The 25,442-nt window shown below is 40.5% G+C and carries 23 protein-coding genes, 2 pseudogenes and 1 riboswitch; of the genes and pseudogenes, 6 read left to right on the plus strand and 19 right to left on the minus strand.

What is annotated here, in order from left to right:
* The 3 genes and pseudogenes from HSISS3_RS11780 to HSISS3_RS08675 form a co-directional block, all read left to right on the plus strand.
* Positions 1-280, plus strand: a pseudogene (locus tag HSISS3_RS11780) (transposase); the annotation flags it as partial.
* Between the two features lie 314 nt (positions 281-594).
* Entirely contained in the window at positions 595-1,422 is an 828-nt protein-coding gene (locus HSISS3_RS08670) for an exodeoxyribonuclease III (protein ID WP_021152412.1), read from the plus strand.
* Positions 1,423-1,495: 73 nt separating this feature from the next.
* Entirely contained in the window at positions 1,496-1,975 is a 480-nt protein-coding gene (locus HSISS3_RS08675) for a QueT transporter family protein (RefSeq protein WP_021146300.1), read from the plus strand.
* Positions 1,976-2,011: 36 nt separating this feature from the next.
* On the opposite strand, the gene HSISS3_RS08680 is transcribed toward HSISS3_RS08675, so the two are convergent.
* The 14 genes from HSISS3_RS08680 to HSISS3_RS08750 all read right to left on the minus strand — a co-directional run bounded on the left by HSISS3_RS08680 (position 2,012) and on the right by HSISS3_RS08750 (position 18,578).
* Positions 2,012-3,724: a hypothetical protein gene (locus HSISS3_RS08680; protein WP_021152413.1), complete on the minus strand. Its 1,713-nt coding sequence runs from the start codon at positions 3,722-3,724 to the stop codon at positions 2,012-2,014.
* Between the two features lie 21 nt (positions 3,725-3,745).
* A complete protein-coding gene (locus tag HSISS3_RS08685; protein ID WP_021152414.1) occupies positions 3,746-4,735 on the minus strand; it encodes a helix-turn-helix transcriptional regulator in 990 nt (329 codons plus the stop codon).
* Positions 4,736-4,819: 84 nt separating this feature from the next.
* Positions 4,820-5,455: a hypothetical protein gene (locus HSISS3_RS08690; RefSeq protein ID WP_021152415.1), complete on the minus strand. Its 636-nt coding sequence runs from the start codon at positions 5,453-5,455 to the stop codon at positions 4,820-4,822.
* 609 nt (positions 5,456-6,064) lie between these two features.
* Positions 6,065-7,078 (minus strand): diacylglycerol kinase, encoded by a 1,014-nt coding sequence (locus HSISS3_RS08700; protein WP_021152416.1) that lies wholly within the window; start codon positions 7,076-7,078, stop codon positions 6,065-6,067.
* A gap of 9 nt (positions 7,079-7,087) precedes the next feature.
* Complete coding sequence (ligA, locus tag HSISS3_RS08705; RefSeq protein WP_042771969.1) at positions 7,088-9,046, minus strand: NAD-dependent DNA ligase LigA; 1,959 nt, start codon at positions 9,044-9,046, stop codon at positions 7,088-7,090.
* Between the two features lie 50 nt (positions 9,047-9,096).
* Positions 9,097-9,606, minus strand: a complete 510-nt coding sequence (locus HSISS3_RS08710) for a QueT transporter family protein (RefSeq protein WP_037612389.1) — start codon at positions 9,604-9,606, stop codon at positions 9,097-9,099.
* An 88-nt stretch (positions 9,607-9,694) separates the two neighbouring features.
* Positions 9,695-10,654 (minus strand): YihY/virulence factor BrkB family protein, encoded by a 960-nt coding sequence (locus HSISS3_RS08715; RefSeq protein WP_008535299.1) that lies wholly within the window; start codon positions 10,652-10,654, stop codon positions 9,695-9,697.
* 1 nt (position 10,655) lies between these two features.
* Complete coding sequence (locus HSISS3_RS08720; protein ID WP_021152420.1) at positions 10,656-11,516, minus strand: methionyl aminopeptidase; 861 nt, start codon at positions 11,514-11,516, stop codon at positions 10,656-10,658.
* 42 nt (positions 11,517-11,558) lie between these two features.
* Positions 11,559-12,839, minus strand: coding sequence for a CBS-HotDog domain-containing transcription factor SpxR (gene spxR / locus HSISS3_RS08725; RefSeq protein WP_021146308.1), 1,281 nt, complete (start codon positions 12,837-12,839; stop codon positions 11,559-11,561).
* Positions 12,832-13,377 carry a GNAT family N-acetyltransferase gene (locus tag HSISS3_RS08730; RefSeq protein ID WP_042767107.1) on the minus strand — a complete coding sequence of 182 codons (546 nt, stop codon included), beginning with the start codon at positions 13,375-13,377 and terminating at the stop codon, positions 12,832-12,834. The genes spxR and HSISS3_RS08730 overlap by 8 nt, the downstream gene beginning before the upstream one ends.
* 65 nt (positions 13,378-13,442) lie before the next feature.
* The gene (locus tag HSISS3_RS08735; protein ID WP_021152421.1) at positions 13,443-14,705 is read right to left on the minus strand and encodes a UDP-N-acetylglucosamine 1-carboxyvinyltransferase; all 1,263 of its coding nucleotides are present in this window, start codon (positions 14,703-14,705) and stop codon (positions 13,443-13,445) included.
* Positions 14,706-14,790: 85 nt separating this feature from the next.
* Positions 14,791-17,031, minus strand: coding sequence for a DNA internalization-related competence protein ComEC/Rec2 (locus HSISS3_RS08740; RefSeq protein WP_021152422.1), 2,241 nt, complete (start codon positions 17,029-17,031; stop codon positions 14,791-14,793).
* On the minus strand, positions 17,021-17,704 hold the full coding sequence (locus HSISS3_RS08745; protein WP_042771972.1) for a helix-hairpin-helix domain-containing protein: 684 nt from the start codon (positions 17,702-17,704) through the stop codon (positions 17,021-17,023). Before HSISS3_RS08745 ends, HSISS3_RS08740 begins: the two co-directional genes overlap by 11 nt.
* A 118-nt stretch (positions 17,705-17,822) precedes the next feature.
* Positions 17,823-18,578: a lysophospholipid acyltransferase family protein gene (locus HSISS3_RS08750; protein ID WP_008535307.1), complete on the minus strand. Its 756-nt coding sequence runs from the start codon at positions 18,576-18,578 to the stop codon at positions 17,823-17,825.
* A 103-nt stretch (positions 18,579-18,681) separates the two neighbouring features.
* Between HSISS3_RS08750 and HSISS3_RS08755 the strand changes: the two genes are divergently transcribed.
* From HSISS3_RS08755 to HSISS3_RS08765, 3 genes and pseudogenes are all read left to right on the plus strand, one after another.
* Positions 18,682-19,653 (plus strand): polysaccharide deacetylase family protein, encoded by a 972-nt coding sequence (locus HSISS3_RS08755; protein WP_042771974.1) that lies wholly within the window; start codon positions 18,682-18,684, stop codon positions 19,651-19,653.
* 49 nt (positions 19,654-19,702) lie between these two features.
* Positions 19,703-20,467 carry a tRNA1(Val) (adenine(37)-N6)-methyltransferase gene (locus HSISS3_RS08760; RefSeq protein WP_021146315.1) on the plus strand — a complete coding sequence of 255 codons (765 nt, stop codon included), beginning with the start codon at positions 19,703-19,705 and terminating at the stop codon, positions 20,465-20,467.
* Positions 20,468-20,470: 3 nt separating this feature from the next.
* Positions 20,471-20,739 (plus strand): annotated as a pseudogene (locus HSISS3_RS08765) (GIY-YIG nuclease family protein).
* A gap of 76 nt (positions 20,740-20,815) precedes the next feature.
* Here the strand turns inward: HSISS3_RS08765 and HSISS3_RS08770 are convergent.
* The 5 genes from HSISS3_RS08770 to HSISS3_RS08790 form a co-directional block, all read right to left on the minus strand.
* Positions 20,816-21,424: a hypothetical protein gene (locus tag HSISS3_RS08770; RefSeq protein ID WP_021152426.1), complete on the minus strand. Its 609-nt coding sequence runs from the start codon at positions 21,422-21,424 to the stop codon at positions 20,816-20,818.
* Positions 21,425-21,437: 13 nt separating this feature from the next.
* Positions 21,438-21,950: a hypothetical protein gene (locus HSISS3_RS08775; RefSeq protein WP_042771975.1), complete on the minus strand. Its 513-nt coding sequence runs from the start codon at positions 21,948-21,950 to the stop codon at positions 21,438-21,440.
* Positions 21,951-22,068: 118 nt separating this feature from the next.
* Complete coding sequence (locus HSISS3_RS08780) at positions 22,069-23,655, minus strand: DEAD/DEAH box helicase (RefSeq protein WP_008535313.1); 1,587 nt, start codon at positions 23,653-23,655, stop codon at positions 22,069-22,071.
* A 194-nt stretch (positions 23,656-23,849) separates the two neighbouring features.
* On the minus strand, positions 23,850-24,755 hold the full coding sequence (locus HSISS3_RS08785) for a magnesium transporter CorA family protein (protein WP_021152427.1): 906 nt from the start codon (positions 24,753-24,755) through the stop codon (positions 23,850-23,852).
* Positions 24,756-24,767: 12 nt separating this feature from the next.
* Positions 24,768-25,148 (minus strand): PH domain-containing protein, encoded by a 381-nt coding sequence (locus tag HSISS3_RS08790; protein ID WP_021152428.1) that lies wholly within the window; start codon positions 25,146-25,148, stop codon positions 24,768-24,770.
* Between the two features lie 103 nt (positions 25,149-25,251).
* Positions 25,252-25,372, plus strand: a riboswitch (TPP riboswitch).
* The last annotated feature ends 70 nt before the right edge of the window (positions 25,373-25,442 follow it).

Genomic DNA, 25,442 nt, shown 5'->3' on the forward strand with positions numbered 1-25,442 from the left:
AGGAGGAGAGGGAAGATGAGTTTTTTTGGTAAATAGAGGAGAATATAAGCAAGGTTAATCATTACTTCAAAACTGTCTTTAGGACCTTCCTTAGACACAAACCATACATCAAAAATGCGCTAGAAACACATTACTCAAATGCAAAATTGGAGGGCACCAATAAGCTTATCAAAGATATTAAACGTCTGGGCTTCGGTTTTAGAAACTTTATTAACTTTAGGAAGCGTGTTTTCATCACTCTGAACATACAAAAAGAGAAAACCTATCAGGTTCTCTCTAGATGTTAGCTTTTCGTCACCCACTACAGTTGACAAAGAGCCAAATAAAGCAGGAAGCAGAAACTCACCCCCGGAAAAACGACCAGAGGAAGCACTAGCCCCTGTGACCACCAAATTATGATTGTAAGGATGATTTGCAGCAAAAAGAGAACCCAAAATAAATCATAAATGCGTGTTTGTTTTTTCATTGATTATCACCTCTCAATATAAGATAAATTATACTCCTCCAAGTTGTTCTTAACAATCCCATAACTCGCCTGACATCTTATTTTCTGCTACAATAGATAAGAAAAATCCAAAGAAGGAAACTGTACACATGAAATTAATTTCTTGGAATATTGATTCCCTAAATGCCGCTCTTACTAGTGATTCTGCACGCGCTCAATTATCACGCACAGTCATCGATACCTTGGTCGCTGAAAATGCAGACGTCATTGCTATTCAAGAGACAAAATTATCTGCTAAAGGTCCTACCAAAAAGCATCTGCAAATCTTGGAAGACTACTTCCCTGACTATGTCAATACTTGGCGTTCATCTGTTGAACCCGCCCGTAAAGGTTATGCTGGAACCATGTTCTTGTATAAAAAAGAATTGACACCAGTCATTACTTATCCTGAAATTGGGGCGCCTTCAACTATGGACTGTGAAGGGCGCATCATCACTCTCGAATTTGACAATTTCTTTGTGACACAGGTCTACACACCAAATGCTGGTGATGGTCTCAAACGTCTGCTTGAACGTCAAATCTGGGATGAAAAATATGCGGATTACCTAGCCGAATTGGACGCCCAGAAACCAGTCCTTGCGACTGGCGACTATAATGTTGCCCACAAGGAAATCGACTTGGCCAATCCTTCAAGTAATCGTCGTTCACCAGGCTTTACAGATGAAGAACGTGCTGGCTTCACCAACCTCCTTGCCAAAGGTTTCACAGATACCTACCGTCATCTCAATGGCGATGTTACAGGTGCCTACACATGGTGGGCCCAACGTAGCAAAACATCTAAAATCAATAATACAGGCTGGAGAATTGACTACTGGTTAACTTCAAACCGTATTGCCGATAAGGTCACAAAATCAGACATGATTGACTCTGGTGATCGCCAAGACCACACACCTATTGTCTTGGAGATTGACTTATAAAACAACTCTAGACCTAAATCCCTAAAAAGAGTAGAACTACTACTCTTTTACTATGCCCAATTAAGGAGAACTAATGAAAACTAAACTGAATACCACTCAAAAACTCGTTCTGTCAGCTATTATCATGGCTCTTTACATCGCTATTCTCTTTGTGTCACAAGCCATTTCCTTTGGTGCTGTCCAAATGCGTCTGGCCACTGCTCTATATGGATTAACCTATATTTTCCCATTTTTGGTTGTTCCCCTCAGTCTCGCAAATGCTATTGCTAACTCTTTTGGTGGTCTAGGATTGATTGATGTTGTCGGTGGATTCTGTGCCAGCTTTCTGGCAACTGGTAGCATCTATCTCATCCGTAAAGCTAAGCTGTCTAGCTGGTTTATCATTCTCCCAATCCTACTCGTTCCATCCTTAGTAGTACCTATCTGGCTTAGTGCCTTACTTAAACTTCCTTATCTTGCTCTCGTTTTCAATCTCCTCCTAGGACAATTAGTACCGTCAATCTTGGGAGCTGTCCTTGTAAGAGAGTTATCCAAACGTGGATACAAAGACTAACAAAAATATCTCTGCACATTGCAGAGATATTTTTGTTTAGTAATGATATGCTCTTTCGTAAGCTTCTTTTGGTGTGAGTTTGTCGCCAAAGATAAGTAAACGGTAGTCAACATTAGTCGGGTCTTTTTGATAGTCATCAACCCAATCTTGGTCCATTTCGAGATAAAGATTATAGGTTCCCAACTTAGTTGTAACAGTCCCTACCTCATAAAAATTTTTGTAACGCTTTTGGTTATCCGATTTTTTCAATTTTTCATACTTATAATAGGTTCTGCCAAAGTCCATGAATTGGAATTCTTTTTTAGCCTTTCCAGAACCCGTTGTTACCTTAATTGTCCCCTTGTTATTGGCTAGGTGTAAATCATAGATATAGTCGCCATGATTATTTTCATAGAAAAAACCTGAGGTTTTACTCTCATTAGCAGATAAAATCACAGTATTTACAAACTTAGCAGCCTGCCAAGACAGAGGCACACCTTCATACTCACCATCATCCTGCAATCCTAGAAGTGACCAATAATAGCCAACATAAAAGGTATTGGACTTATTACGATCTGTCACCAATTCACCCACCATCTTAAGATTTTCAGCACCAAGTCGGTAAGGGTTAGAGAGATATCCAAAGACTGGGAAGAAATAAATGACAACCGTAAAGGTTAAGAGGGTCTTCATATTAATCTTATTGATTGCCCAGAAGAAATAAGCAGCTGAGAACAAGAGAGCGTAAGCAGCACCGTAGCTAAACTTATGAGCGTGAGCAATCAAGAGCAGAATGAAGAAAATAGGTTGGATAGGACGAATCTTGTGGTAGATGATAGAGAAAACATCCTCCTTGTCTTCCTCTGATTTGAAAATCAAAGACAAGACAATAGTCAAGAGAACAAAGAAAGCACCAAAACCGAAACCAACATCATTTGGACGGAAGAAGTAAGCCAAGATGGACATGTCCATTACCAATAGCCAAACAGAAGCGAATTTGATCATGTTACTACCAAATTTTTCAGCTGTTTGACTAGGAGCCTTCAGAGGTACCTCAAAAGCCCTTGCAAGAGCTCTCTCTTTGGCCAAACGTTCAGCTTCTATTGCTGCCTTCATTTCCCTCGTACGGCGCTCCTTCTGAAAATAATGCGCAATCTTAGTCGGTTCGTCCTGCCGTGACTTAGTGATACTTATAAAAAGCAAATATTGCATGGCAAAGATAAGGGCTGTGTTCCCACCATATTCCAAGAAAGAACCATTCCAAATACTAGAGACAACCGCAAAGACAATATAGCCTCCAATCGACACTAAAATAGTGAGAAGCAGGTGAATCCAACGAAAACGGTAGGTGTACTTATCCGTTATATCCCGTCCAAGAAAACTGTCACGTGGGTAAAGATACCAAATAATGAAAATAAGCTCGATAGCCTGAACGGCTGTTAGAAAACCAACATAATTGAAACCAAAAATAGCCGCAACAACATTGATGAGATAGGAAATAATGGCCAAAACTCGCAGGCTGGTGCGCTTAGACAATAGTCCGATGCTCATCAGGGTAATGGTTGAAAAGGCAGAAAATCCAGCGCCCATCTTATCATCAAAGATAAACACATTGACAAAGGCAAAAATCAAAATCCCCAAGAGAGTCATAACCTGTCTTTGCATTTCTTTTTCTTTTCTTTCATACTTTCCCTCCTTATGAAAATGATAACGTTTCCACAAATCTATTTTAACATAAATAGAACCTCCTTGTCCGAAACAAAAAGGCATTCAGTCGCCTGAAAACCTTTTTCACTTGTTATCTATTGTTTCAATCTTTAGAAAAACGAAATCTCCATCAAAACGTTGGATATACTTTTGGAAACCCAATAAACTAAAGGTTTCAATCTCATAGCGAGCCTTGTCAACACCGTCATTAATCGTCTCTTCAAGAAGATTTAGTTTGGGAATATCAGACTCCAAGACATCACGGTAGAGACCCGTATATTCAAAAGTAATGCGAACCCATTCATTTCCCGAAAGCATTGAGAAAGCCTGATAGCGCACTTGCTCGTCTGTAATCAAACGATCCTCTTGCTCTGGACTGAGCGTGAAGGCAACCTTATTTTCAGATTTATGAATGGTCTGGAAACGATCAACACGGAAATAACGGATTTCAGAGAACTGATAATCACAGGTAAAGTTATCATCCAATTTATAGGAAATACAGTAAAAATAGTGGTTGTCGAAGATAACAGAAATCGGAAAGACCTTATATTCCTCCACTTTTTCTCCAGGTTTACGATAACTGAAAGCCAAAGGCCGTTGGTCCACAATGGCATCAAAAATCGCTGAAATAGCTGGTAAGAGTGACTTATCTTGATTTTGATAAATCTTCAATTCTTGATAACTATCTAGCTCTAACTCAGTCAATTGTTTGATGCGTCTGCGTTCCTTGTCGTCTACAGCCCTCTCAACAAAGATGTTAATAATTTCTGATACCTCATCTTTTCGAAGGGCACGACTCTCCAAAAGAATTTTAGACAAGATAACTGCTTGATTATATTTCAGATTACCATATCCTTGCTCATATTGGGCATGGTAGGAACCATATTTCCTAGAATATTTTACTTTCATATTAGGACGTAGCTCTGACAAATTGTCCTTAAGTTCGCTAACATCCTCTTTAAGTGTACGCTCGCTAATGCCAAAGCGAGCCAGATAGTCCGTTTTTGAAATGTCATTTCCCTTTTCCAATTCGGACATAAAATACAAGAGACGTTTGGTTTTTGATGCTGTCATTATAAAATCCCCCTTTATAATTGAATCTCTTATTACTAAAAAAATTGCTGTCTAATGAATAATTATTTCATTATCATAAGTCCTTCACCAAGAGTAACGAGAAGCAGAATTATAACTCAGATAATAATCCTTCTTCTCCTCATTGTACTCAAAAGATAGTCTTAAAAATTTTGCTTTCTTAATAGAGCTATTCTGAACAGTATAATCAAGATCAACTGTCTTATGCATAGCTCCTGAAGAATGCACGCTTATGCGCCTCTGAGCGCTGTCTGCCTGAGGGTGTTCCCTCACTACCTCAGACAAGGGTGTTGCTGGCCCAAAAATTTCTTGGTCTTTAGTACGTAACCGATTAAGCTGTTCTTTTGTCCAGTCACTACTATAATTATCAACTACCGTGACGCCATCAGGTGGATAAGTCGCTGTTCCACCATCATAAACAAATTGACCTTCTTTATTTTTGACAAAAGTGAGATCAATATACTCTTTTTCATCTCCCCGGCTATATTCTACCTTTAAACCACTGGACTCCAGCTCGACATATTTTGCCTTACCGTGGCGTTTAATAATTGAGCACAGTGTATCTTTCTTAGGCTTCAAATTCTCAAAGTCTTCTTCAGTCCAGTTATAAGCCGCAGACGCATCTTCGTAATCCTGAGGATCATCACTATCAGCTTTATTCTCCGACTGAGATGCCTGCTGAATCATCCTGTATTTTTTCATGGTTTCTCAATAAATAGAACCGCCCAAAGTGGCAATGAATGTTAGCCCAATCAATGCAAGAACAATGGACGCCCAGAGAAACCTTCTCATTTTTAGCCCTAGCCTGAGGATAATGATAGAAAGCACGAAGCAGGCAATAATCACAGCTAAATACAAGATTACTGGCTGATGCTTTCAAGATAAAATAGCTGATACCAAGCTTACGAGTAAAAGTATCATTGGAGAAACAAAAGTGAGAAAGACATACCGCTTTTCAGCTTTTTCCTCCTGAAAAGCAGACTCGAGCTCAGGTCCTTTATCACTAAAAGCCGACTCAAAAGAATTCTCACTCTTTATTATGTCATTATCATTGAAATGACTGTCCTTTTCCTTATTAAGCTTCTCACCCCTCCCCAAGATACACTCCAGAAAATTTTACTGGTTTTTACTATTGTAACAAATGAAAACGTTATTTTCTATAGAAATACTAAAAAAGCAACCTGAAGCAGGTTGCTTTAGAAGGTAGACAGACGATTTAAATGTGTCAAAAACTAAGAAGGCGACACATGATTGGCAATAAATCCTTGCTTTACAATCGAAGTTAGCATAAACCGAAATTCTGTCTGTCATTTAATCATTTTCAATTTTTTCAGCTTCACTACTGAATTTTTGTGCGATGGCTTCGAGAGCCAATTCATCGGTGTCAGGAAGCGTGATGGCATCGTCAGAGATTTCATCAATATTTGCATAGAATTCAATGTGATTCTTAAGATTTTGCAGATGAATAGGGGCGTCTCCACCATATTCTCCATCGAGATTAATCATCATACGATCTTCACCTAAGGGCTCGATATCTAGCGAACTGGTTTTGATATAAGCAACTCTCTTATCATAGATGTGTTTCCCACCTTGAAGAACCTGTCGAATAAGGTCAACCAGCTCAAAAAGGTTGGCTGTTTTAACCATGATTAGGGTAAATTTACCATCGTCCAGTTTAGCATCCGGAGCAATCGTTTCAAAACCACCGACCGAATTGGTCAGGGCAACGAAAATCATAGAAATGCCACCTTCAAAGACGCCCTCATCATGTGTAATGCGAACTGGAACCTTCTTAACTTGAGGCAACAGCTCAGCTCCTTTAACCAGATAAGCCAAGTAACCAAGGACCGTCTTCAATCGACTAGGAACACTATAGGTTAATTCGGTAAAGGAACCTGCAGCCGCAATGTTGATGAAGTATTTATCATCATAGGCACGACCAATGTCCATCTGCAGGGTTTGTTTTTTGGCAATGACTTTGGCTGCTTCAACAGGATTCCCTCTTGGAATCTTCAAAGCACGCGCAAAGTCATTCGTTGTTCCTGTTGGAATCACTGCCATTTGTGGGCGTATTTTGAGCGGAGCAATCCCAGAAACCACTTCGTTAATCGTTCCATCACCACCGGCAGCAATGACCAAGTCAAAACCTGCTTTAGCGGCACGAGTGGCCTCATTTTTGGCTGAGTTTTCATCTGGTGTTGTTTGAAAAGCTGACGTTTCAAAACCAGCACCTTCCAAAATATCCAATACCTCAGCAACATTTTTCTTCATAATTTCTTGCCCAGATGTTGGATTATAAATTAAGCGGGCACGTTTTTGTTTCATATTGAACTCCTATAAATTCAGCAACCAAGCCTCATCCACTACATCAATGCCTAGGCTTTGTGCTTTTTCCAACTTACTTCCAGCATCACTACCGGCAACCACTAAATCTGTTTTCTTAGAGACAGATCCTGTCACCTTGGCACCTAAGGCCTCTAGTTTTGCTTTTGCTTCGCTACGTTTAAGATGTTCCAATTTACCTGTCAAAACTACCGTCTTTCCAGACAAAATGGCATTGTCTGCAACTTTTTGCCCAAGATAGGCCATATTAATGCCATAGGATTCTAGTTCTTTCAAAAGAACTTTAACCTCCTCCTTGACGAAATAACGTTGAATAGACTTGGCGATAACCTCCCCTAATCCATCGACAGCTGCAATGGCCTCAACATCAGCGCTTGCCAAATCCTTGATCGTTTCAAAAGCTTCCAGCAACTGCTTGCTTACTTTAGCACCGACATGACGAATGCCCAAGCCATAGAGTAATTTCTCAGCAGAGTTTTCTTTTGACGTTTGAATGGCAGCATAAAGTTTCTCGGCAGATTTTTCCTTGAAGCCTTCTAGCTGGAGGAAATCCTGGCTGTTCAATCCATAGATATCAGCCACATCCTTTACCAATTCAGCTTGAAAGAGCTTTTCAACCACTGAAGGTCCCATACCTGCGATGTTCATGGCATCACGGGAGGCGAAATGAATCAGGCCTTCTTTGATCTGAGCAGGACAAGAAGGATTGATACAACGTAGGGCAACTTCATCTTCAAAATGCAAGAGATCACTGCCACACGATGGACATTGCGTCGGCACTTGCATTGGTTCTTGTGTTGTACGCTTACTTTCTACTACACGGAGTACAGCAGGGATAATATCACCTGCCTTGTAGACAATAACAGTATCACCAATGCGAATATCTTTTTCAGCAATATAATCCACATTGTGAAGGGTGGCTCGGCTAACTGTGGTCCCTGCCAATTGTACCGGCGTCAAATTAGCCGTCGGCGTTACCACACCCGTTCGACCCACTTGCCAGTCCACAGAAAGAAGCTCGGCTTCCTTTTCCTCAGCCGGGAATTTATAAGCAATAGCCCAACGTGGTGCCTTAACTGTAAAGCCTAGTTCTTCTTGCATGGCCAAACTATTGACCTTAATGACAACACCATCAATGTCGTAGGCCAAGTGATCACGATCCTGACCGACAGCTTGAATAAAGTCCCAAATCTCATCCATCGATGAAGTGACAATACGACGTGGATTAACTGAAAATCCAAGTTCTGTCACCTCATTCAAGACATCATTTTGCGTCAAGCGTTCCGTCGGACTGGCTTCCTGATAAAGGAAAGTCGCCAAACGACGCTCAGCCACCACTTTAGTATCCAATTGACGAAGGGTCCCTGCAGCAGCGTTACGAGGATTGGCAAATTCTGCCTCACCATTTTCTTGGCGTTGGGTATTGATGCGTTCGAATTCAGCACGTGGCAAATAACATTCCCCACGCACAGTAATGTTAAGCGGTTGATCCAACTTCAGTGGAATATCTGAGATACGCTTGACATTTTCAGTGATATTTTCACCAACTGAACCATCACCACGTGTCGCACCGACTTGTAGAATACCATTCACATAGGTCAACGAGATAGAAAGACCATCGATTTTGAGTTCAGCCATATAATCAGCATTAGGAAATTCGTCCTTAACTCTCTTATCAAAGGTATCCAGTTCTTCTCGAGAAAAAGCATCCTGCAAACTATAAAGGGGATACTCATGTTGGTATTTCTCAAAACCATCAAGGACCAAACCTCCCACACGATGAGTCGGACTATCTGCTTGAACAAGCTCGGGGTGCTCAGCCTCTAAAGCTACAAGTTCACGATAGAGCTTATCATACTCGGCATCTGATACCGAGGGATCATCTTCAGTATAATACTCTTTTGCATACTGGTTAAGTTTGGCAACCAGCTCTTTCATTCGTTTTTCCATAGGAACATTTTATCATAAAAGCAACAAAAAACGCCTTTACAGACGTTAATTTAGGAAACAAAATCAATCACTTTGGCTAATTTTTTGATAAGAATGGCACCGACCAAGAGTGAAGCCAATTCTCCCATAGCTACAGAGAACCAAGTTGCCCAAAACGGAGCATGAGCCACCAAGGTCAACTCAGCAGCAATAGTCACCATGAAGAATGAAAAATAAAGGGCAAAATAGACCTGGGCCTTGTCAAAAAGACCTCCAAAAATATCTTGATTCTTAAAGCGGTCAAAGAAATGAACACCTGAGCCGACAAAAACCAAGGTTGAGAGACTACCAACGACCACATCAATCATGTTAAAACTAAAGAAGTTGGCAATCAAACATCCCAAGGTCACAGCAATGATATACTTGCGATTATAAAATCCCAAAAGATTAAACATTTCTGCAATTCGAAACTGGTATGGACCATACGAAATCAGATTAAAAGGTGGCACAATGGTCAAGACCACATAAAGTGCTGCCACAATAGCAATATGAGTTAAATCACGAATAGTTTGATTTTTCATTTTTTCCTCTACAATCTCTCTATTTTTTCTTTGACAAGAACTCATTCCCGCCAAAAGAGCCTGGACCTCGCCAAGCTCTCTTTAGCATCTAAGAATTGTCCTCGTCTTTTTTGTGTTTTGTGCTATCATTACCATCTCCTGAAAAACTATGAATAATGGTAAGCACATCTCCTCTTCGGCTGTGTAGTTCACCTTGTTTAAGTTCCTGATAGGTTGCGTTAAAAATAGCCCCCAGAATCAAAATCCTTGCTAAAAAGATAAACCAAAGCATGAAGACGAAGATCATAATTGACCCGAATAACTTGATATCAACCAATCGACTCAGCGTACGAATCACATAGGTCCCAAACAAATTGCTCAAATACCCAATCACCAAGGTTGTAAAAATAGTCCCAGGCATGATATAACGAATTTTTCGAATCTTCACATTTGGAAGAATGAAATAAAGTACCATTACTCCCAGAAATACCACTGCAACGCTCAAGGGCTGAATACTATTCAAAATCAGTTGAGTCAGGTTAGACCCAATAGGATAGGTCTGATTGATAACTCGAAGGACCGACTGAACAATTGTGGATAACATAAGCGCAAAGGTCAGCAAAAACAAGATAACCAAACTCAAGAGTCCACCAATGATATGACTGATAAAGACATCTCGGTGTTCTGAGGCACCATATACCTTATTAATGGCCTTTTGAAGTGATGATAAGGACTTAATCATGGTCCAAAATCCTGTCAAAGAGGCCACTCCCAATAATTGTCCAGAAGGTGTGGAGAAGACATCCTTGACAACATTGGCTGCAGGAGCATAAAACTGCTTGGGAAGATGCTCACTCATAAAATTCAAGAGATCAGTGGTATCAATATTCAGATAGGGAAAGACATTGGCTGCAATGACAATGAGCGGAAAGACCGTCAAAATCAAATAATAAGCCACGGCAATAGTAGAAATATCTATCTCTGCACTACGATAATGTCTAAGGTAAACCTGCAAAGGTCGCCATTGAAGCCTATCTAGGAGACGGGCCATTATGCCTTGTCGTTTCATACTAATAAGTTCTTTCTTGGCCTTGAGAAGTCAAAATGACTGGACCATCTTTGGTAATCACAAATTGGTGTTCGTATTGGCAGGAAAGACCGCCATCAAGCGTTTTATGTGCCCAACCCGTTTTAAGGTCTGTATCAATTTCCCAAGTTCCTGTGTTAATCATTGGCTCGATGGTCAAGACCATTCCTTCTTTAAGGCGGAGACCACGTCCAGCTACCCCATAGTTAGGAACCATTGGTTCTTCGTGCATTGTTGGTCCAACACCATGTCCAACCAAATCACGAACAACCCCGTAACCACGACTTTCAGCATATTCTTGAATAGCTGCACCGATATCACCGATACGGTTACCAACTACCGCTTGTTCAATACCAAGGTACATAGCCTCACGAGTTACTTCCATAAGGTTTTTAACTTCATCAGAAGGTGTCCCAATCGCATAAGCCCAACATGAGTCAGCCAAACCACCAGTGTAAGATTCTGTGTACTTTTTAACTTGAGCAACATTGTCAAAGTTCAATTTTGATACATCAAGAATGGATTTGTCAAGAGGTTCTGACAAGACCATATCAACTTTCAAAAGGTCGCCATCTTTCAAAGTATAGTGACGTGGAAAGGCGTGTGCTACTTCATCATTAAGGGAACAACAAGTAGCATAAGGATAATCTATAACGCTTCCTTCAACTCCAATTTGAAGAGGAAGAACATTTTCTTCTTTACAGCGACGACGCACATACTCTTCTACTTCCCACATATCCACTCCTGGTTTCAAGAGGTCACGTAGACCAATGTGGATGCTGGCAAGAAAATCTCCTGCCTTATCCATTGCTTCAATTTCACGTGCTGATTTTAATGTAATCATTGTTTTCTCCGTTTTCTTTATATCTTTTATTTTTATTCATTACTATGTTTTCTTAACCACAACAACTGATTTGCAGACGGTATGATTCCCATGAGTAACCATAAGGTCCAGATGGGCTCTACGTCTGGTCTCAGCAATAATACTCGGGGTAATCGTTACCTTATCATCAATCTGAGCCGCTTGAAGAAAGTAAAACATCATCTCTTCAATCACTAAGCCCTTCTGCGCCTGTTTTTCCATGATTCGATAAACTACTTCCTTAACCATCTCCGCAAGAACACCTTGGGTAAGGTTACCAGAATTATCAATCATGGTTGGTTCCACCTCAAAGTTAAAGGCATGCTTGTCTTGGTTCAGATTAGCTATCATTTGATCGCTAAAGGTGTGCAAATCGCCACGATTATTGTCTTGAAGTTCCTCTAAAACCTGTCGACGGGTGATCGTCCCTAGATAATGTTTTTCGTCATCCACAACAGGAATCATATCATAGTCTTCGAAAATCATCTTTTGAGCCACGGTCGCTAAACTAGTCTCAAGTCTGGTAACCGTAGGTTTTGTCATAATAGCTTTAAGCATGGTCGTTGGATGCTGGTTAGCCACATCACGCATGGTCACAATTCCAACAACCTGATTGTCATCAGACACAATCGGGAAACGAACGAGATTAGTCCGCTTAACCACATTCTGATAATCCCTAACAGTCATTTCAGGAGTCATGTAAGTGTAATCTTCTCGTCTTGTATAAACCTGAGCGACTGGCTTGATATCTGTTTTAATCCGTACATTTGACAGGGCCTGGTTAATCATCGTTGCCACAGTAAAGGTATCATAGGTTGTAACCATGACTGGAAATTGTCTCAAACGAGAAAGTTCCTTAACCCGCTCAGAAACTTGAAATCCCCCTGTTACTAGGATAGCATTATTATGCTCAAGGGCCAATAATTGAATATCTTCACGGTCCCCAACAATAAGCAAATCTCCCTTTGTTAAATAACGCGTGATATTTTCAATAGTCATGGCACCAATGTAAAACTTACTGAAAACACGGTCCAAACCTTCGTGACCAGAAATAACTTCAGACTCTGTAATCTCAGCAATCTCTGCAAAAGTTAACTTGTCAAGACGTACTTGAACTTTCTTTTCAATGCGAACAGTACCGCTACGAGGCCGAGTCTCTACCAATCCTCGATTTTCAGCCTCTTTAATGGCTCGGTAGGCTGTTCCATCAGACACCTGCAAGTGGTTAGAAATACTACGTACACTGACACGCTTACCGATAGGCAGAGCCTCTAAATAATCTAGAATTTCTTGATGTTTACTCACTATTCTCCTCCTTCTCAAAGCGGAGATAATCACGCATGGCACGGGTGTATCTATCGGCTCCCTTAAAGCGAGACACGAGTTTAAAACCAGACTTTTCTGCCACACGAATAGATGCTTTATTTTCCAAATGGGCTATAAGAATGATACGTTCCATTCCCATAGCTGATAAGGCTAAATCCGTTAGACAAGTGACTGCCTCCGTCATTAGACCTCGTTCCCAGAAAGAGACATTCAAAAAATAACCAAGTTCGGCAGTCCGTTTCTGGACATCTATCTTTTCAAAACGAATAACACCAATCATCTTACTCGACTCTTTATCCAAAATGGCCCAAACACCCAAAGGTTCTTTCATGAAATAATGGACCAAAAGGCAATCCGTCTCCAGCTGAGTTTTGGTTGATGGAAAGAAAAAGCGTAGGTTCTGTGGATTTGACACTATTTCGTGCAAATCAAATCGATCTGAAAAGATGAGTGGCCTAAAAGAAAGGCGTTCTGACTCAAAGAAGGCAAAAGCCCCCAGACTAGTCCATATATCCATGAAAGTATTATAACACAGTTTTAAGAATGGAAAAAGGCTCAACCACAAGGGATTGAACCTTAGACTTAATCTTCGATCAAAGTAATATCTGCACCCAGATCAGAAAGTTTTTCGATGATATTTGAATACCCACGAAGGATATACTCAATATTCGTGATTTCAGTCTGACCGTCCGCCATTAGGCCTGCTGTAACAAGTGCTGCACCTGCACGCAAATCACTCGCCTTGACTTGGGCACCAGAAAATTGTGTCGGACCATTATAAACAATTTGACCACCAAGCACCTGAATATCTGCTCCCATACGAGCAAGTTCAGGAACGTGATTCACACGCTTTTCATAAATGGTATCAATGATTTTTCCTCGGCCTCCCGCTTTCAACAATAAGGGAGTCATGGGTTGTTGTAAATCAGTCGCAAAGCCTGGATAAGGTGATGTCTTAATATCCACTGGTTTTAAATCAAATTGTTCTTCGACAAAGATAGAATCCTCTTCAACTGTCATACGAACACCCATTGACTCAAGCTTAGCAATGAAACTCTCGAGATGCTCATAAAGAACATTTTTAATCTTAATTCCCTTACCAATTGCTGCTGCCATAGCAATGTATGAACCTGCTTCGATGCGGTCTGGAATAACTTGGTGACGAGTACCGTGCAAGCTATCAACGCCATCAATCGTGATAACCTCAGTACCAGCACCACGGACATGTGCTCCCATATTATTGAGCAAGGTTGCGACGTCAATAATCTCAGGTTCACGCGCTGCATTTTCAATAACAGTACGTCCTTGAGCCTTAGACGCAGCCAACATGGTATTAATGGTCGCTCCGACACTCACGGTGTCCATATAGACATGAGCTCCTCTAATACGTTGACCTTCCTCAGTGGCAATACGCATAGACTCGGCTTCATAGGAAATCGTAGCGCCCATAGCTTCAAAAGCCTTTAGGTGAAGGTCAATAGGACGTGGACCTAAGTCACATCCTCCAGGAAGTCCCACTGTAGCTTGACCATAACGACCAATCAAGCTGCCATAGAAATAATAAGAAGCACGGAGTCTACTAATCTTACCAAATGGCATCGGCATATCTTTGACGCCTCGAGGATCAATCTCAAGTGTTTCGCCATCACGCTTAACCGAACCACCCATTAACTCGATAATTTCAATTAGATTATCGACATCACTAATCGCTGGAACACCGTCCAAAGTCACTACCCCATCCGATAAAATGATGGCCGGGATTAAAGCAACAACCGAATTTTTAGCCCCAGATACTGTAACTTCTCCTTGAAGTTTCTTACCCCCATTGATAATAATTTTACGCATACTGTTCAATCTTTCTTATACTGGAATATTAGCCTTTTAATTCTACCATAGATTGAGGGGCATGACAAATTAAGAAGTAAAACAATTATCGGACAGTTTCACTTGATAGTTTGAACCATCCCTTAAACCGTATAGCACCATCCTGGTCTGTTCGTAAAACTCTAATGTTTCGCTCCTTAAAACGCTCTAGTGTTTCCTCATTAGGATGCTTATAGCGATTATGTTCGCCAGCTGAAATAAGAGCGATTGAGGGCTGTATCTGGTTCAAAAACATTTCAGACGAAGACCCTTTTGATCCGTGGTGTCCAGCCTTAAGCACACTTACTTTTAAATTAGGATAGCTATCTATCAACTCCTTCTCACCCTCTTTTTCCAAATCACCTGTAAAAAGAAAGCTAGTCCCTAATAATTTTCCATAGAGGACAATGGAGTCATTATTGCCACCATCACCGACTTTTTGAGGATACAGAACCTGTAAATGATTTCCCATTATGGGCAATTTATCACCAGCCTTTAGAGGACGGACTGGCCGCTTCAGTTCCTGAAGGCGTTTAACAAAACTAGTCTTAGTCAAGAATCCCTGACTAACACAGACTTCCTTAATCTTAAACCGCTTAACCACTTCCTCCAAATCGCCAATATGATCTGTATCCGTATGAGTAAGAACCAAATGATCGATACTAGACACTCCTCTAGCCTGCAGGTAGGGAATCAAGGTTTTCTCAGCATTGCTCATCTGGCTACCCTCTTGCCACTTTTCCTTAGAGCCAAAAGTCACCTTACCACCTACATCAATCAGAACTGTCTCACCTTTTACACTTCTCAAAAAAATACTATCTCCCTGACCAACATCTACCACAGTTACCTCATTAGTCAAGGGATGTTTGACCCAAATCATCAAAAGACTAAAAGCGATTAAAAGACAAATCCTTATCTGAGGCTTTTTCCAAAAATCAAAGAGAAAAATTAAGACGGCTATCATCAAGCCGAACTGAAAGAGACTGGGTTTCCCTAAAACCAATGGCTGACCAAGCCAAGATTGTATCCAAATTAAAAGGGATTCCATCCATTCAAAAAGCGGATTGAGCTGAGTCAGGACAAGAAAGCCCGAGAGTGCAAAGAAAACCGTCAAGACAGGTAAGAGAAAGCTATCAAAAAGTATGGAGAATAGGGCCGTCAAGACTAAACTAAGGGGTTGAAAGGTCCCGTAATAGTAAGTTAGAAATGGCAAGATTCCTAGACTCAATACTAGACTCGTATAGACTGACTTCTTCAGAGAGGACAACTCCTCAAAATCAAATAAGCACAACAAGAAAGCGTAAGAACAACTTAATATACCTCCCACTGTTAAAAGAAAATGGGGTAAAAAGAGAAATAAAAGAAGTAGAGTCATTCCCATATTATCAAGCTTTTTAAAACCTAACTCAGCCAAAAGACTTTGTATTAAGGACCTTAGTACCGAAGCTGTCCATCCTGTCATTAGCCCATAAAAAAGTGAAAATGGCACTAAGATGATAAAAAGATAGTCTTTAGGAAGACCAAGACGTAAAAGACCATAGCGAAACCATCCTAGGAAAAAGCCCACCTGCATGCCTGAAAGTGCAAAAAGATGAATAATCCCCAAGCTAGTATAGAGCTGGCTCTGCTCGTCAAACTCTTTGTCCAAATACCCAAAGAGTAGGCCTGTCATATAGTGTCTCATCGGATTAGGAAAATGTGTCTGAATATGAACCAGGGCCTTCCTTCGCAGTTGATGAAAAAAGGTTAGTGGAGAAATGGATTTCAGGGGCGCCACACTGTCCAAGCGCTCAATCTTAGCAATACGATAAATACCCTGACTAGCTAGGTAAGACTGATAATTAAACCCTTGAAAATTCCGCTGATCCGTTGCTGGTGATAACTTCATTTTCCCCCTTAAGACAAGTGTCCGACTAACCGTCTTAAAGTAATGTTGCTCCCTTTCTGACTTAAGTCGATAAAAAATCTGATAGGTTTGCCCTTTTGCCTTACCAATGGCTGATAATTGCTCACCATTCACCGAGATTGTATCTGCAACCAATACTACCTGTTTGATTTCACTAGGAGCTTGTTTATCTTGTATAGCAGCTCTATGATGCAGGAATAGAAAGTAAGCTAGAAAGAAAGCACCTATAATGCAAACAAATTTAAGAGATACTGTGTTCTTCCAATGATGCTTAAAGAAGCACAGCAATAGAAAGACAAAAGCCCCAATCGCATAGGGATTAGTGGCAAAAATTGTAAAATAAAGGGCGGCAATCAAAAGAGCCAAGGAAAAAAGATTGACTGGAGCCTTTTTAAGCCACATAAATCGATTCTCTGATTTTTTCTAAAGTTTTATCGCCAATTCCTGAGACATTTTTTAAATCATCCACAGATTGGAAGCCACCATGACTTTCACGATAGGCAATAATGTCTTCTGCTCGTTTGGCACCAATTCCTGAAATGGTTTGTAGCTCCTCTGATGTCGCAGTATTGAGGTTAATCTTGCCATCTTTTTGACTCGTTTTCCCTCCCTTATCAGAAGCCGCCCCTGAGTCAGATTGGCCTACCACTGATACATTTTCGTCCTTGCTCGCCACATAAATGACTTCTTCATCTAACAAACTTGCGGCCAAATTGACACTCTTAGTGTCTGCATCCTCAGTCATTCCTCCAGCTGCCTTGATAGCATCCGTCACCCGAGAACTTGCTTTTAGCGTATACACACCTGGCTTTGTCACCGCCCCCTTGACATCTACAGTTACTTGCTCACGTTGTGTATCTGTTGCCTCAGTCTTTGACTGAGCAGGTCTTTCAGAAAGATCTTTTGAACTTTTCTGTGAAGACGAGGTTGATAGAGCAGAAATATCTGTGTAAGACGTTTCCGCCTCCATGCTATTTCCAGCGCCACAAGTCAGCCACAGGAAGAGACAAAAAATGACCAAGAGTACACTGATGATCCCCACAAAAAGACGATTGTCTTTGACATAAGCTAGAATTTTTTCTTCACGCTACTCTCCTTAATTGATATCTTTTCTTTTTATTCGTAAAAATCTAGAAAAAATATCATAAGGATAAAAAAACTCCATCAGATTGACATCAGATAGAGTCCTTTGCTTATTTTTGTGTCTCTTTGGCACGGTGTTTTTCAGGATTCCAAACAAAGCTAGCCACGTATGAGAAAGCCATTGTTAAAATCACCGCAACGATAGCCACAAGGCCAAGTGGTACACGGTAGATATAGGTCAATGGGTTTGGTTTCTTACCTGTTTGATAGCTCAAAGCTTCTTCATCAAGGCGATCAAATTCAGACTGGATGCGACGGGCAACCTCTTGAATATTCTCATCATTCAAACGCTTCAAATCCGAAATATCAATAGGATTTCCGTAGTTCATATCTACACGTTCACCTGTCAAGAGACCCTTAAGCTCACGAGGTCCTTGATAAACAACTGGCATAATTTTAACTTTTGCCATTTTAGCGATAACCGCAACCCCACCCTTAACATCAGAAGAATGACGGCTACCACTTGGGAACATAATCAAACTACGCTTGCTCTTTTTAAGCATATTAACAGGGTACTTAATAGCCTCCTGACCAGGATTTTCACGGTCAATCGGGAAAGCCCCACACATACGAATCCACCAACCAAAGATGCGACTCTTGAAGAGTTCTTTCTTAGCCATGAAAATAAACTGCTTTGGGCGAGCTGAAAATGCCATATAAACAGGGTCCCACCAAGTCCTGTGAGGAGCAACCAAAATGTAGTTCTCATCCTTGTTCAATAACTTGTCACGATTGTGATAATGGGCATTACCATTAATAATCCAAAGAAGGAAGACAACAAGCCCACGTAAATAAGCGTAAAACACGTTTTTACCTCTTTTTCTACAATTTTTTATATTATACTAGAAAAACGCATTTTTTTCAGTAAAATACCAGTAAAAAAATTATGCAAAAATACATGAAAACATTATGGCACTTTCTCTTAGTTTGAGATATAATGTAATCATGAAAAGAAGTAATGATATTTTAGGGAATAATCGAAAGACACTTAATATATGTCTTATTATAGCTAACCTTGCTGTACTTGTTGTTTTAGGTTTTGTCCTATTCCAGCACCAAAACTCTAAGGTTAATCGTATGGTTAAGACACCAAAAAACGAACAAGTGTCTAAGGGTTCAAGTAGCTCTTCAAAAAAAGCTAAAAAAGAGGATAAAACACAACTCAAAAAAGGAAGCAACCACAGCATTGAGGCGTCTGACTACGCCTATGATGTCACTGCCGTTAATAACACTATCCGAGGAAAGTCTCAAGATGTTAAGGGTAAGGTGGTCTTTTTAACCTTTGATGATGGGATTGATCCTACTTTGACACCACAAGTCATGGATATTCTGAAAGAGTATGGCGTTCACGCAACCTTCTTCCACATCGGCTATACCATCACCCCTGAAAATGGGGACATCCTCAAACGCCAAATTACTGAAGGACATGCCATTGCCAACCACAGTCTTAGCCATAACTTCAATCTGCTTTATCCAGGACGTGTTCCTAACCAAAGTCAGATTACTACTGAGGTCGACCAAACTATGGCTAATTTCAAGGCAATCTTAGGTAAGGATTTCAAAACAAGAATTTTCCGTTACCCTGGTGGTCATATGTCATGGCAAGGCCTAGAGGGAACCGACCAAGCTCTTGCTAAACAAGGTGTCCAGTGGATTGACTGGAACATGCTCTGTGGAGATGCAGAACCACTCTCTGTTCGTCCAACCACATCTGAAAGCATGATGGCTTATATGGATGGTTCACAGAAATATTTCCCTGAAACTACTGTTAAAGTTGTACTAATGCACGATACAGCTGGTAAGGAGCTGACTGTTCAGACCCTTCCACAAATTATCGAATATTTCAAAAATCAAGGATATACCTTCGGTGTCCTAGAGTAATCACTCGCAACAGTTCCTTTGGGAGCTGTTTTTTGTTACAATAAAAACTATGACAAATCCAATTTTAAAAGATGGAGAACGCATTGACCAGCTCTTCTCCACAGATGTGAAAATCATTCAAAATAAGGAGGTCTTCAGCTACTCTATTGATAGCGTCCTCCTCTCTCGGTTCCCAAAAATTCCAAAGAAAGGATTAATCGTTGACCTCTGTTCGGGAAATGGTGCCGTTGGGCTCTTTGCCAGCACGCGCACCGAGGCACCGATTACCTTAGTTGAGTTGCAAGAACGTCTGGCTGATATGGCCAAACGTTCCGTCACTCTCAACCAACTAGAGGACCAGGTGACTGTAGTCAATGACGACCTGAAAAATTTGCTTGACCATGCCCCACGATCTCAGGTGGACCTTATCCTCTGTAACCCTCCCTACTTTAAGGCGACAGAAACTTCCAAGAAAAATCTGTCAGAGCACTACCTCTTGGCCCGTCATGAAATCACGACAAATTTAGAAGAAATTTGCCGGGTCGCTCGTCATGCCCTCAAATCTAATGGACGCATTGCCATGGTGCATCGCCCTGACCGCTTTTTGGATATCATCGACACCATGCGCCAGTATAATCTAGCTCCTAAACGCATCCAGTTTATCTATCCTAAAATGGGACGTGAGGCTAATATGCTCCTGATTGAAGCCATAAAAGACGGATCGACAGATGGCTTGAAAATCCTCCCACCTCTCTTTGTGCACAAGGAAAATGGTGATTATACCGACGAAATCTTTGAGATTTACTTTGGGAAAAAGGCTGAGGGTGAGTCCTAAACGATGACAGAAAAGGATAGCAAGGCCTACATGTATGTGGTTGAGTGTGCCGACGGCACCCTCTATACAGGCTACACCACAGACGTCGAACGCCGCCTCAAAACCCATAACTCAGGCAAGGGCGCTAAGTATACCAGAGCTCGCCTACCAGTTAAACTCCTCTACTCAGAAGCCTTCGCCAGCAAGCCTGAAGCCATGAGCGCCGAAGCACTCTTTAAGAAAAAAGCCGAGAGAAAAAACTAGCTTATATCAAAGAACACACGGAAAAATAACCGTGTGTTTTTGAATTACTAATTTGATTCTGATTGATTTGCCTCTTCAGATTTCGCATTTACTTGAGATGAGAGTTCATTCAATCTTTCCTGTAAATTTTAAACAAAATCTTCTACTTCTTTTTGCTTTTTTTCTTTTTGCTTTTTTTTCTTTTTCTTTTTGATTTGCCTCTTCAGATTTCGCATTTACTTGAGGTGAGAGTTCATTCAATCTTTCCCGTAAATTTGTAATAAAATCATCTACTTCTTTTTGCTTTTCTTTCAATTCATCAATAGAAGTTTCTTCAAATTCAAGGAGTTTTTCTAGTCCTTTTATAGGATTAATTTTTTCAATTAAATCATTGTTTTTGATGTCTCTTTCAATTCTACATCCTGTTTTATAAACCTGATAGCAATAGAATGTTAACGACACCGCTAGAATCAACCAGAACCATTCATTTTCCAAAGGATTATCATAAAATAACCCAACCAGATGGGTCTTATTCTTAGTTACATTATTATGAAAGCTCTCTGTTAATATTGCATAAATTAAATCCTGAACAGCAAAAACAACAAAAAATTGACATAGTAATTTACTGATTAGCTTAGTTCTTTCTATAAAAGAAACTATTTTTTTCCACAAAAAGATATAACCAAGTATTATAAGTATTCCAATTCCAATTCCAATTACAACTTTAAGCCACATATTTAAATACCTTTCACAATTCCATCCCGTAAATAAAATAATTCTTTAAATGTTTCTCTAACCAAGTCATTCTCTTGATTATTTCTTTTTTCTTTCCTAGAATAAGTTGATTAGGTCCCATTTCACTCTGATACTCATAATGGTACTTAAGTAAAAAATTAGCAAATAACCTAACGACTTTTATATCATCTGATTTCAGAAAATACTCTTTACTACATTTTTTACACTTTTGAGAGCATTTTTGAGAGGGTTCTGACAATATCCTTTCCAACTCAACAATCATGATATTTGTAAACCAATCAAATGAGAAAACAACTATATCTTTATTATCATGCTTAAACATTCTCAAAGAAGATCTAACCCTCTGAGCATCATCTTTTGTCAACTGATACTTTGAAGCAACATTTAGCAATCCCTCACGCCATTTGGAACTACTATCTAGGCTAGAATTTCTACCAAGAAGCGATACATAAATTGCTATCAAGGCCGATAGAATGGCACCAACTAAACCGGATACTATTACCATATCTGAAATATAATCCTCCTACATAAGTTTTTCTAATTCCTAATAAACTCTACCTCATGATAATTCATCCACTTAAGTATAGCAAAAAACACCCTATTTTCATAGAGCGTTTTCATCCTTACTTATCACCCTTGTTACGGATAACAAAGCCGTTTTTCTTTTCACTTGAAGTACGGTGTGGGCGTTTGTTGCCATGGTTTTCGAAGTCACGGCTATTCTTCTTAGACTTGCGTTTGAAGTCACGACGGCCACCGTCTCGGTCATCGCGGTTACGGTCGCCACGGTATCCACCACGACGGTTGTTATCGCGACCGCGGTTGCCACGGCCACCTTTGCCGCCTTTACCGCCAAAGCCACCACCTGATGGTTTGAATGGCAATGGTTTTTCACGCGCAATTTCTACTTCTGGCATTGTCTCTGGATCTTGAACGGTCAAGCTCAAGATGTAAAGGGCCAATTCTTCAGGTGTGAATTCTTGAGCCAATTTAACCGCATCACCCTTGAACTTGTCAAAGTTAGAACGGATAGCTTCATCCGCAAAGTCACGTTCAATTTTCTTAAGGGCAACTTTCTTCTTAGCCTGGAAGGCTTCTTGAGCTGTTGGTGGCTTAAGACCTTTCATGCGTTTCTTAGTCAAGTTTTCGATGATTCCCAAGTAACCCATTTCGTTTGGAGCAACGAAAGTAATCGATTGACCTGATTGGCCTGCACGGCCTGTACGTCCAATACGGTGAACGTAGCTTTCTGGGTCTTGTGGGATATCGTAGTTGTAGACGTGAGTAACACCGGAAATGTCAAGACCACGTGCCGCAACGTCTGTGGCAACCAAGATATCGATTTGGTCGTTCTTGAAGTCACGGATAACACGAAGACGTTTGTTTTGGTCAAGGTCACCGTGGATACCTTCTGCACGGAAACCTCGAAGTTTCAAACCACGTGTCAACTCATCCACACGACGTTTGGTACGTCCAAAGACGATTGACAATTCAGGTTGGTCAACATCCATAAGACGAGTCATGGTATCGAACTTCTCTTGTTCCTTCACTCGGATAAAGTATTGGTCAACGTTAACATTGGTCAATTCTTTAGCCTTGATTTTCACATGCTCAGGATCTTTCATGAACTGAACGCCAATACGTTTGATGGCATCAGGCATAGTTGCTGAGAAGAGAAGGGTTTGACGTTCTTCTGGTACTCGGCTAATGATAGCTTCAATGTCTTCAAGGAAGCCCATGTTAAGCATTTCATCAGCTTCATCCAAAATCAAAGTCTCGATATTATTGAGTTTAAGAGCCTTACGTTTGATAAGGTCAAGGAGACGACCTGGTGTCCCTACTACAATGTGGGCACCTGAACGGAGGGCCTTGATTTGTTTCTCAATGCTAGAGCCACCGTAGACTGAGCGAACCTTAACGCCCTTATCACGGCCAAAACGGAAAAGCTCTTCTTGAGATTGCACTGCCAACTCACGTGTTGGGGCAATCACAAGGGCTTGGATTGTATTTTCTTCTGTACGAATTTTATCTAGGGTAGGCAAACCAAAGGCAGCTGTTTTACCAGTACCAGTTTGGGCCTGACCGATAACATCCTTACCTTCAAGAGCGAGTGGAATCGTCAACTCTTGGATAGGTGATGGCTTTTCAAAACCGGCAGCTACAACAGCTGATTGGATGTCTTCTGATAGGTTTAAATCTGTAAATTTCAAAGTATTCTTCTTTCTATTTGAAGGCGGTGCGAAGCCACCTTATGAGACTTGGTTGTGTAGTATGTTAACTACCTGTATTTAATAGTCGTTTATTTTAACAACTCATCTAGTCTATCATATTTAAGAATAAAAAGACAGTGAATAACGTTTTAAAACCGCCTCCAATTTTAGAAGACGGTTTCACTCACTAATTATTATTTATGGACCAACCAACGCAAGTAGCGGGCCAAGACCAAACAAAGAATCGCACTACCGATAATGATGAAAATCCAGGCTGGACTGACAGTCATAAACGGTAGAGGAACATTCATCCCAAAGAAACCGGTAATAACGGCAAGAACTCCCAAGAGTACCTCAATAATGGTCAGATTGCTCAAGTTGTTGTTCAGATTGTTGTTTAGGATATTGTTATAAGAACCTGATAGTTGCTGTAAGACCTTAGAAATGAGGTCCGTCATGGCTACTAACTGTCTAGCTTCAATCATGGCATCGTCAAACTGTTCTTTTTCGACCTCATTGAGACGACGATAAATGGCGTGCCCCTTGATGTGTTCCAATAGAAGACGGTTTTGTGTGGCTGCAGCCACCAAATAGACCATGCCTATTTCCAAATCTGAAAGATCGTAAAGATTCTTACTCGTCGTTGTCTGTCTTAGGCGTCGACTAACCTCATCTTTTTGCTGATCCAAACATTCAATGACGGGATAGTAGGCATTTGAAATCATCTCAAGTCCTGCAAAGAGCAATTTGTAGATAGACAAATCCTCATGGTTATCCACATAATCTTGCATCTTGCTTATCACATAAGCGTTATCCTCGTTACTAATGGTCACCAAACGCGTATCTTGAACAATAAAGGTCAGAGGAATGGTTTCATAGTATTCCTTGTCCTTTTCAAGTGCCAGAACGTTATAGATAAAGGTGATTGTCCCATTCTCACGATTGTAGTCCATGTGAGCTCGTTCATTTTTATCCAAAGCATACTCTATGGTTTCCTGATCAATATCATACTTGGTATAAAGATAGGATTGCTCAGAAATAATATCTGAGTCGATATTAATCCAGTGACGCTTATAACCCAGTTCTTTTTCAATAAACATTTTTCTTCCTCATTACTCTAGCACTGCTGCTGCCAAAGCTTGTTGGATTTCAAAGACATTATTATCACTCTTAAATTGAAGGACCTCTGCAGGCTCAAGTGCTGATGAAATCCAAATCTTAAGTTCAGCATCTAGGTCAAAGTGCCCCGAACTTTCTACAGTAAAACGAGAAATCGAGTGATAAGGGATAGACTTGTAAGAAGTCTTCTTCCCTGTAACACCTTGTTTATCGACTAAAATCAAGCGTTTCTCTGTAAAAACAATCAGGTCACGAACAAGGACATAGGCTAACTCCACTTGTTCACCTGGAATTAAGATACCCTCCAATTGACGCTCAACCTTATCATTATCTTTCTTAGACGCATTGCCAAGCAGTCCTGAAAAAAGTCCCATAGTTATTTCTCCTTTTTTATTGTAAAGATAATCCTTGCTTTAACTATACCACAATTTTAGGATTTCAGACACTTGCAGAAATGGGTTTCTAGTAGTACAATTAAGGAGTCACAAGAGGAGCAATTGCTGAGAATGGCTAGCTTGAATTTTTTCTTCAAGACTTGCCTAAACTCTTACCACCTGATCAGGTTAGGACCTGCGTAGGGATGTGTCTCAAAATAGATTGAAATAGAAGAACTTCTATGACAACGTTTTGATGTGGCAAAAATAGCCAATCAAGACGATTGGTATAGG

The organism is Streptococcus sp. HSISS3, from assembly GCF_000448605.1.
Taxonomy (GTDB): domain Bacteria; phylum Bacillota; class Bacilli; order Lactobacillales; family Streptococcaceae; genus Streptococcus; species Streptococcus raffinosi.

Bases quoted from the DNA above. Each gene is read 5' to 3' on its own strand.
- HSISS3_RS08785 (WP_021152427.1), bottom strand. From the start codon at position 24,755: ATGTTTATTGAAAAAGAACTGGGTTATAAGCGTCACTGGATTAATATC.
- HSISS3_RS08700 (WP_021152416.1), bottom strand. From the start codon at position 7,078: ATGAAACAAAAACGTGCCCGCTTAATTTATAATCCAACATCTGGGCAA.
- HSISS3_RS08710 (WP_037612389.1), bottom strand. From the start codon at position 9,606: ATGAAAAATCAAACTATTCGTGATTTAACTCATATTGCTATTGTGGCA.
- HSISS3_RS08790 (WP_021152428.1), bottom strand. From the start codon at position 25,148: ATGGGACTTTTTTCAGGACTGCTTGGCAATGCGTCTAAGAAAGATAAT.
- HSISS3_RS08685 (WP_021152414.1), bottom strand. From the start codon at position 4,735: ATGACAGCATCAAAAACCAAACGTCTCTTGTATTTTATGTCCGAATTG.
- HSISS3_RS08775 (WP_042771975.1), bottom strand. From the start codon at position 21,950: ATGGTAATAGTATCCGGTTTAGTTGGTGCCATTCTATCGGCCTTGATA.
- HSISS3_RS08675 (WP_021146300.1), top strand. From the start codon at position 1,496: ATGAAAACTAAACTGAATACCACTCAAAAACTCGTTCTGTCAGCTATT.
- HSISS3_RS08690 (WP_021152415.1), bottom strand. From the start codon at position 5,455: ATGAAAAAATACAGGATGATTCAGCAGGCATCTCAGTCGGAGAATAAA.
- HSISS3_RS08715 (WP_008535299.1), bottom strand. From the start codon at position 10,654: ATGAAACGACAAGGCATAATGGCCCGTCTCCTAGATAGGCTTCAATGG.
- HSISS3_RS08670 (WP_021152412.1), top strand. From the start codon at position 595: ATGAAATTAATTTCTTGGAATATTGATTCCCTAAATGCCGCTCTTACT.
- HSISS3_RS08735 (WP_021152421.1), bottom strand. From the start codon at position 14,705: ATGCGTAAAATTATTATCAATGGGGGTAAGAAACTTCAAGGAGAAGTT.
- HSISS3_RS08730 (WP_042767107.1), bottom strand. From the start codon at position 13,377: ATGGATATATGGACTAGTCTGGGGGCTTTTGCCTTCTTTGAGTCAGAA.
- HSISS3_RS08760 (WP_021146315.1), top strand. From the start codon at position 19,703: ATGACAAATCCAATTTTAAAAGATGGAGAACGCATTGACCAGCTCTTC.
- HSISS3_RS08755 (WP_042771974.1), top strand. From the start codon at position 18,682: ATGGCACTTTCTCTTAGTTTGAGATATAATGTAATCATGAAAAGAAGT.
- HSISS3_RS08770 (WP_021152426.1), bottom strand. From the start codon at position 21,424: ATGTGGCTTAAAGTTGTAATTGGAATTGGAATTGGAATACTTATAATA.
- HSISS3_RS08680 (WP_021152413.1), bottom strand. From the start codon at position 3,724: ATGCCTTTTTGTTTCGGACAAGGAGGTTCTATTTATGTTAAAATAGAT.
- HSISS3_RS08720 (WP_021152420.1), bottom strand. From the start codon at position 11,516: ATGATTACATTAAAATCAGCACGTGAAATTGAAGCAATGGATAAGGCA.
- ligA (WP_042771969.1), bottom strand. From the start codon at position 9,046: ATGGAAAAACGAATGAAAGAGCTGGTTGCCAAACTTAACCAGTATGCA.
- HSISS3_RS08740 (WP_021152422.1), bottom strand. From the start codon at position 17,031: ATGTGGCTTAAAAAGGCTCCAGTCAATCTTTTTTCCTTGGCTCTTTTG.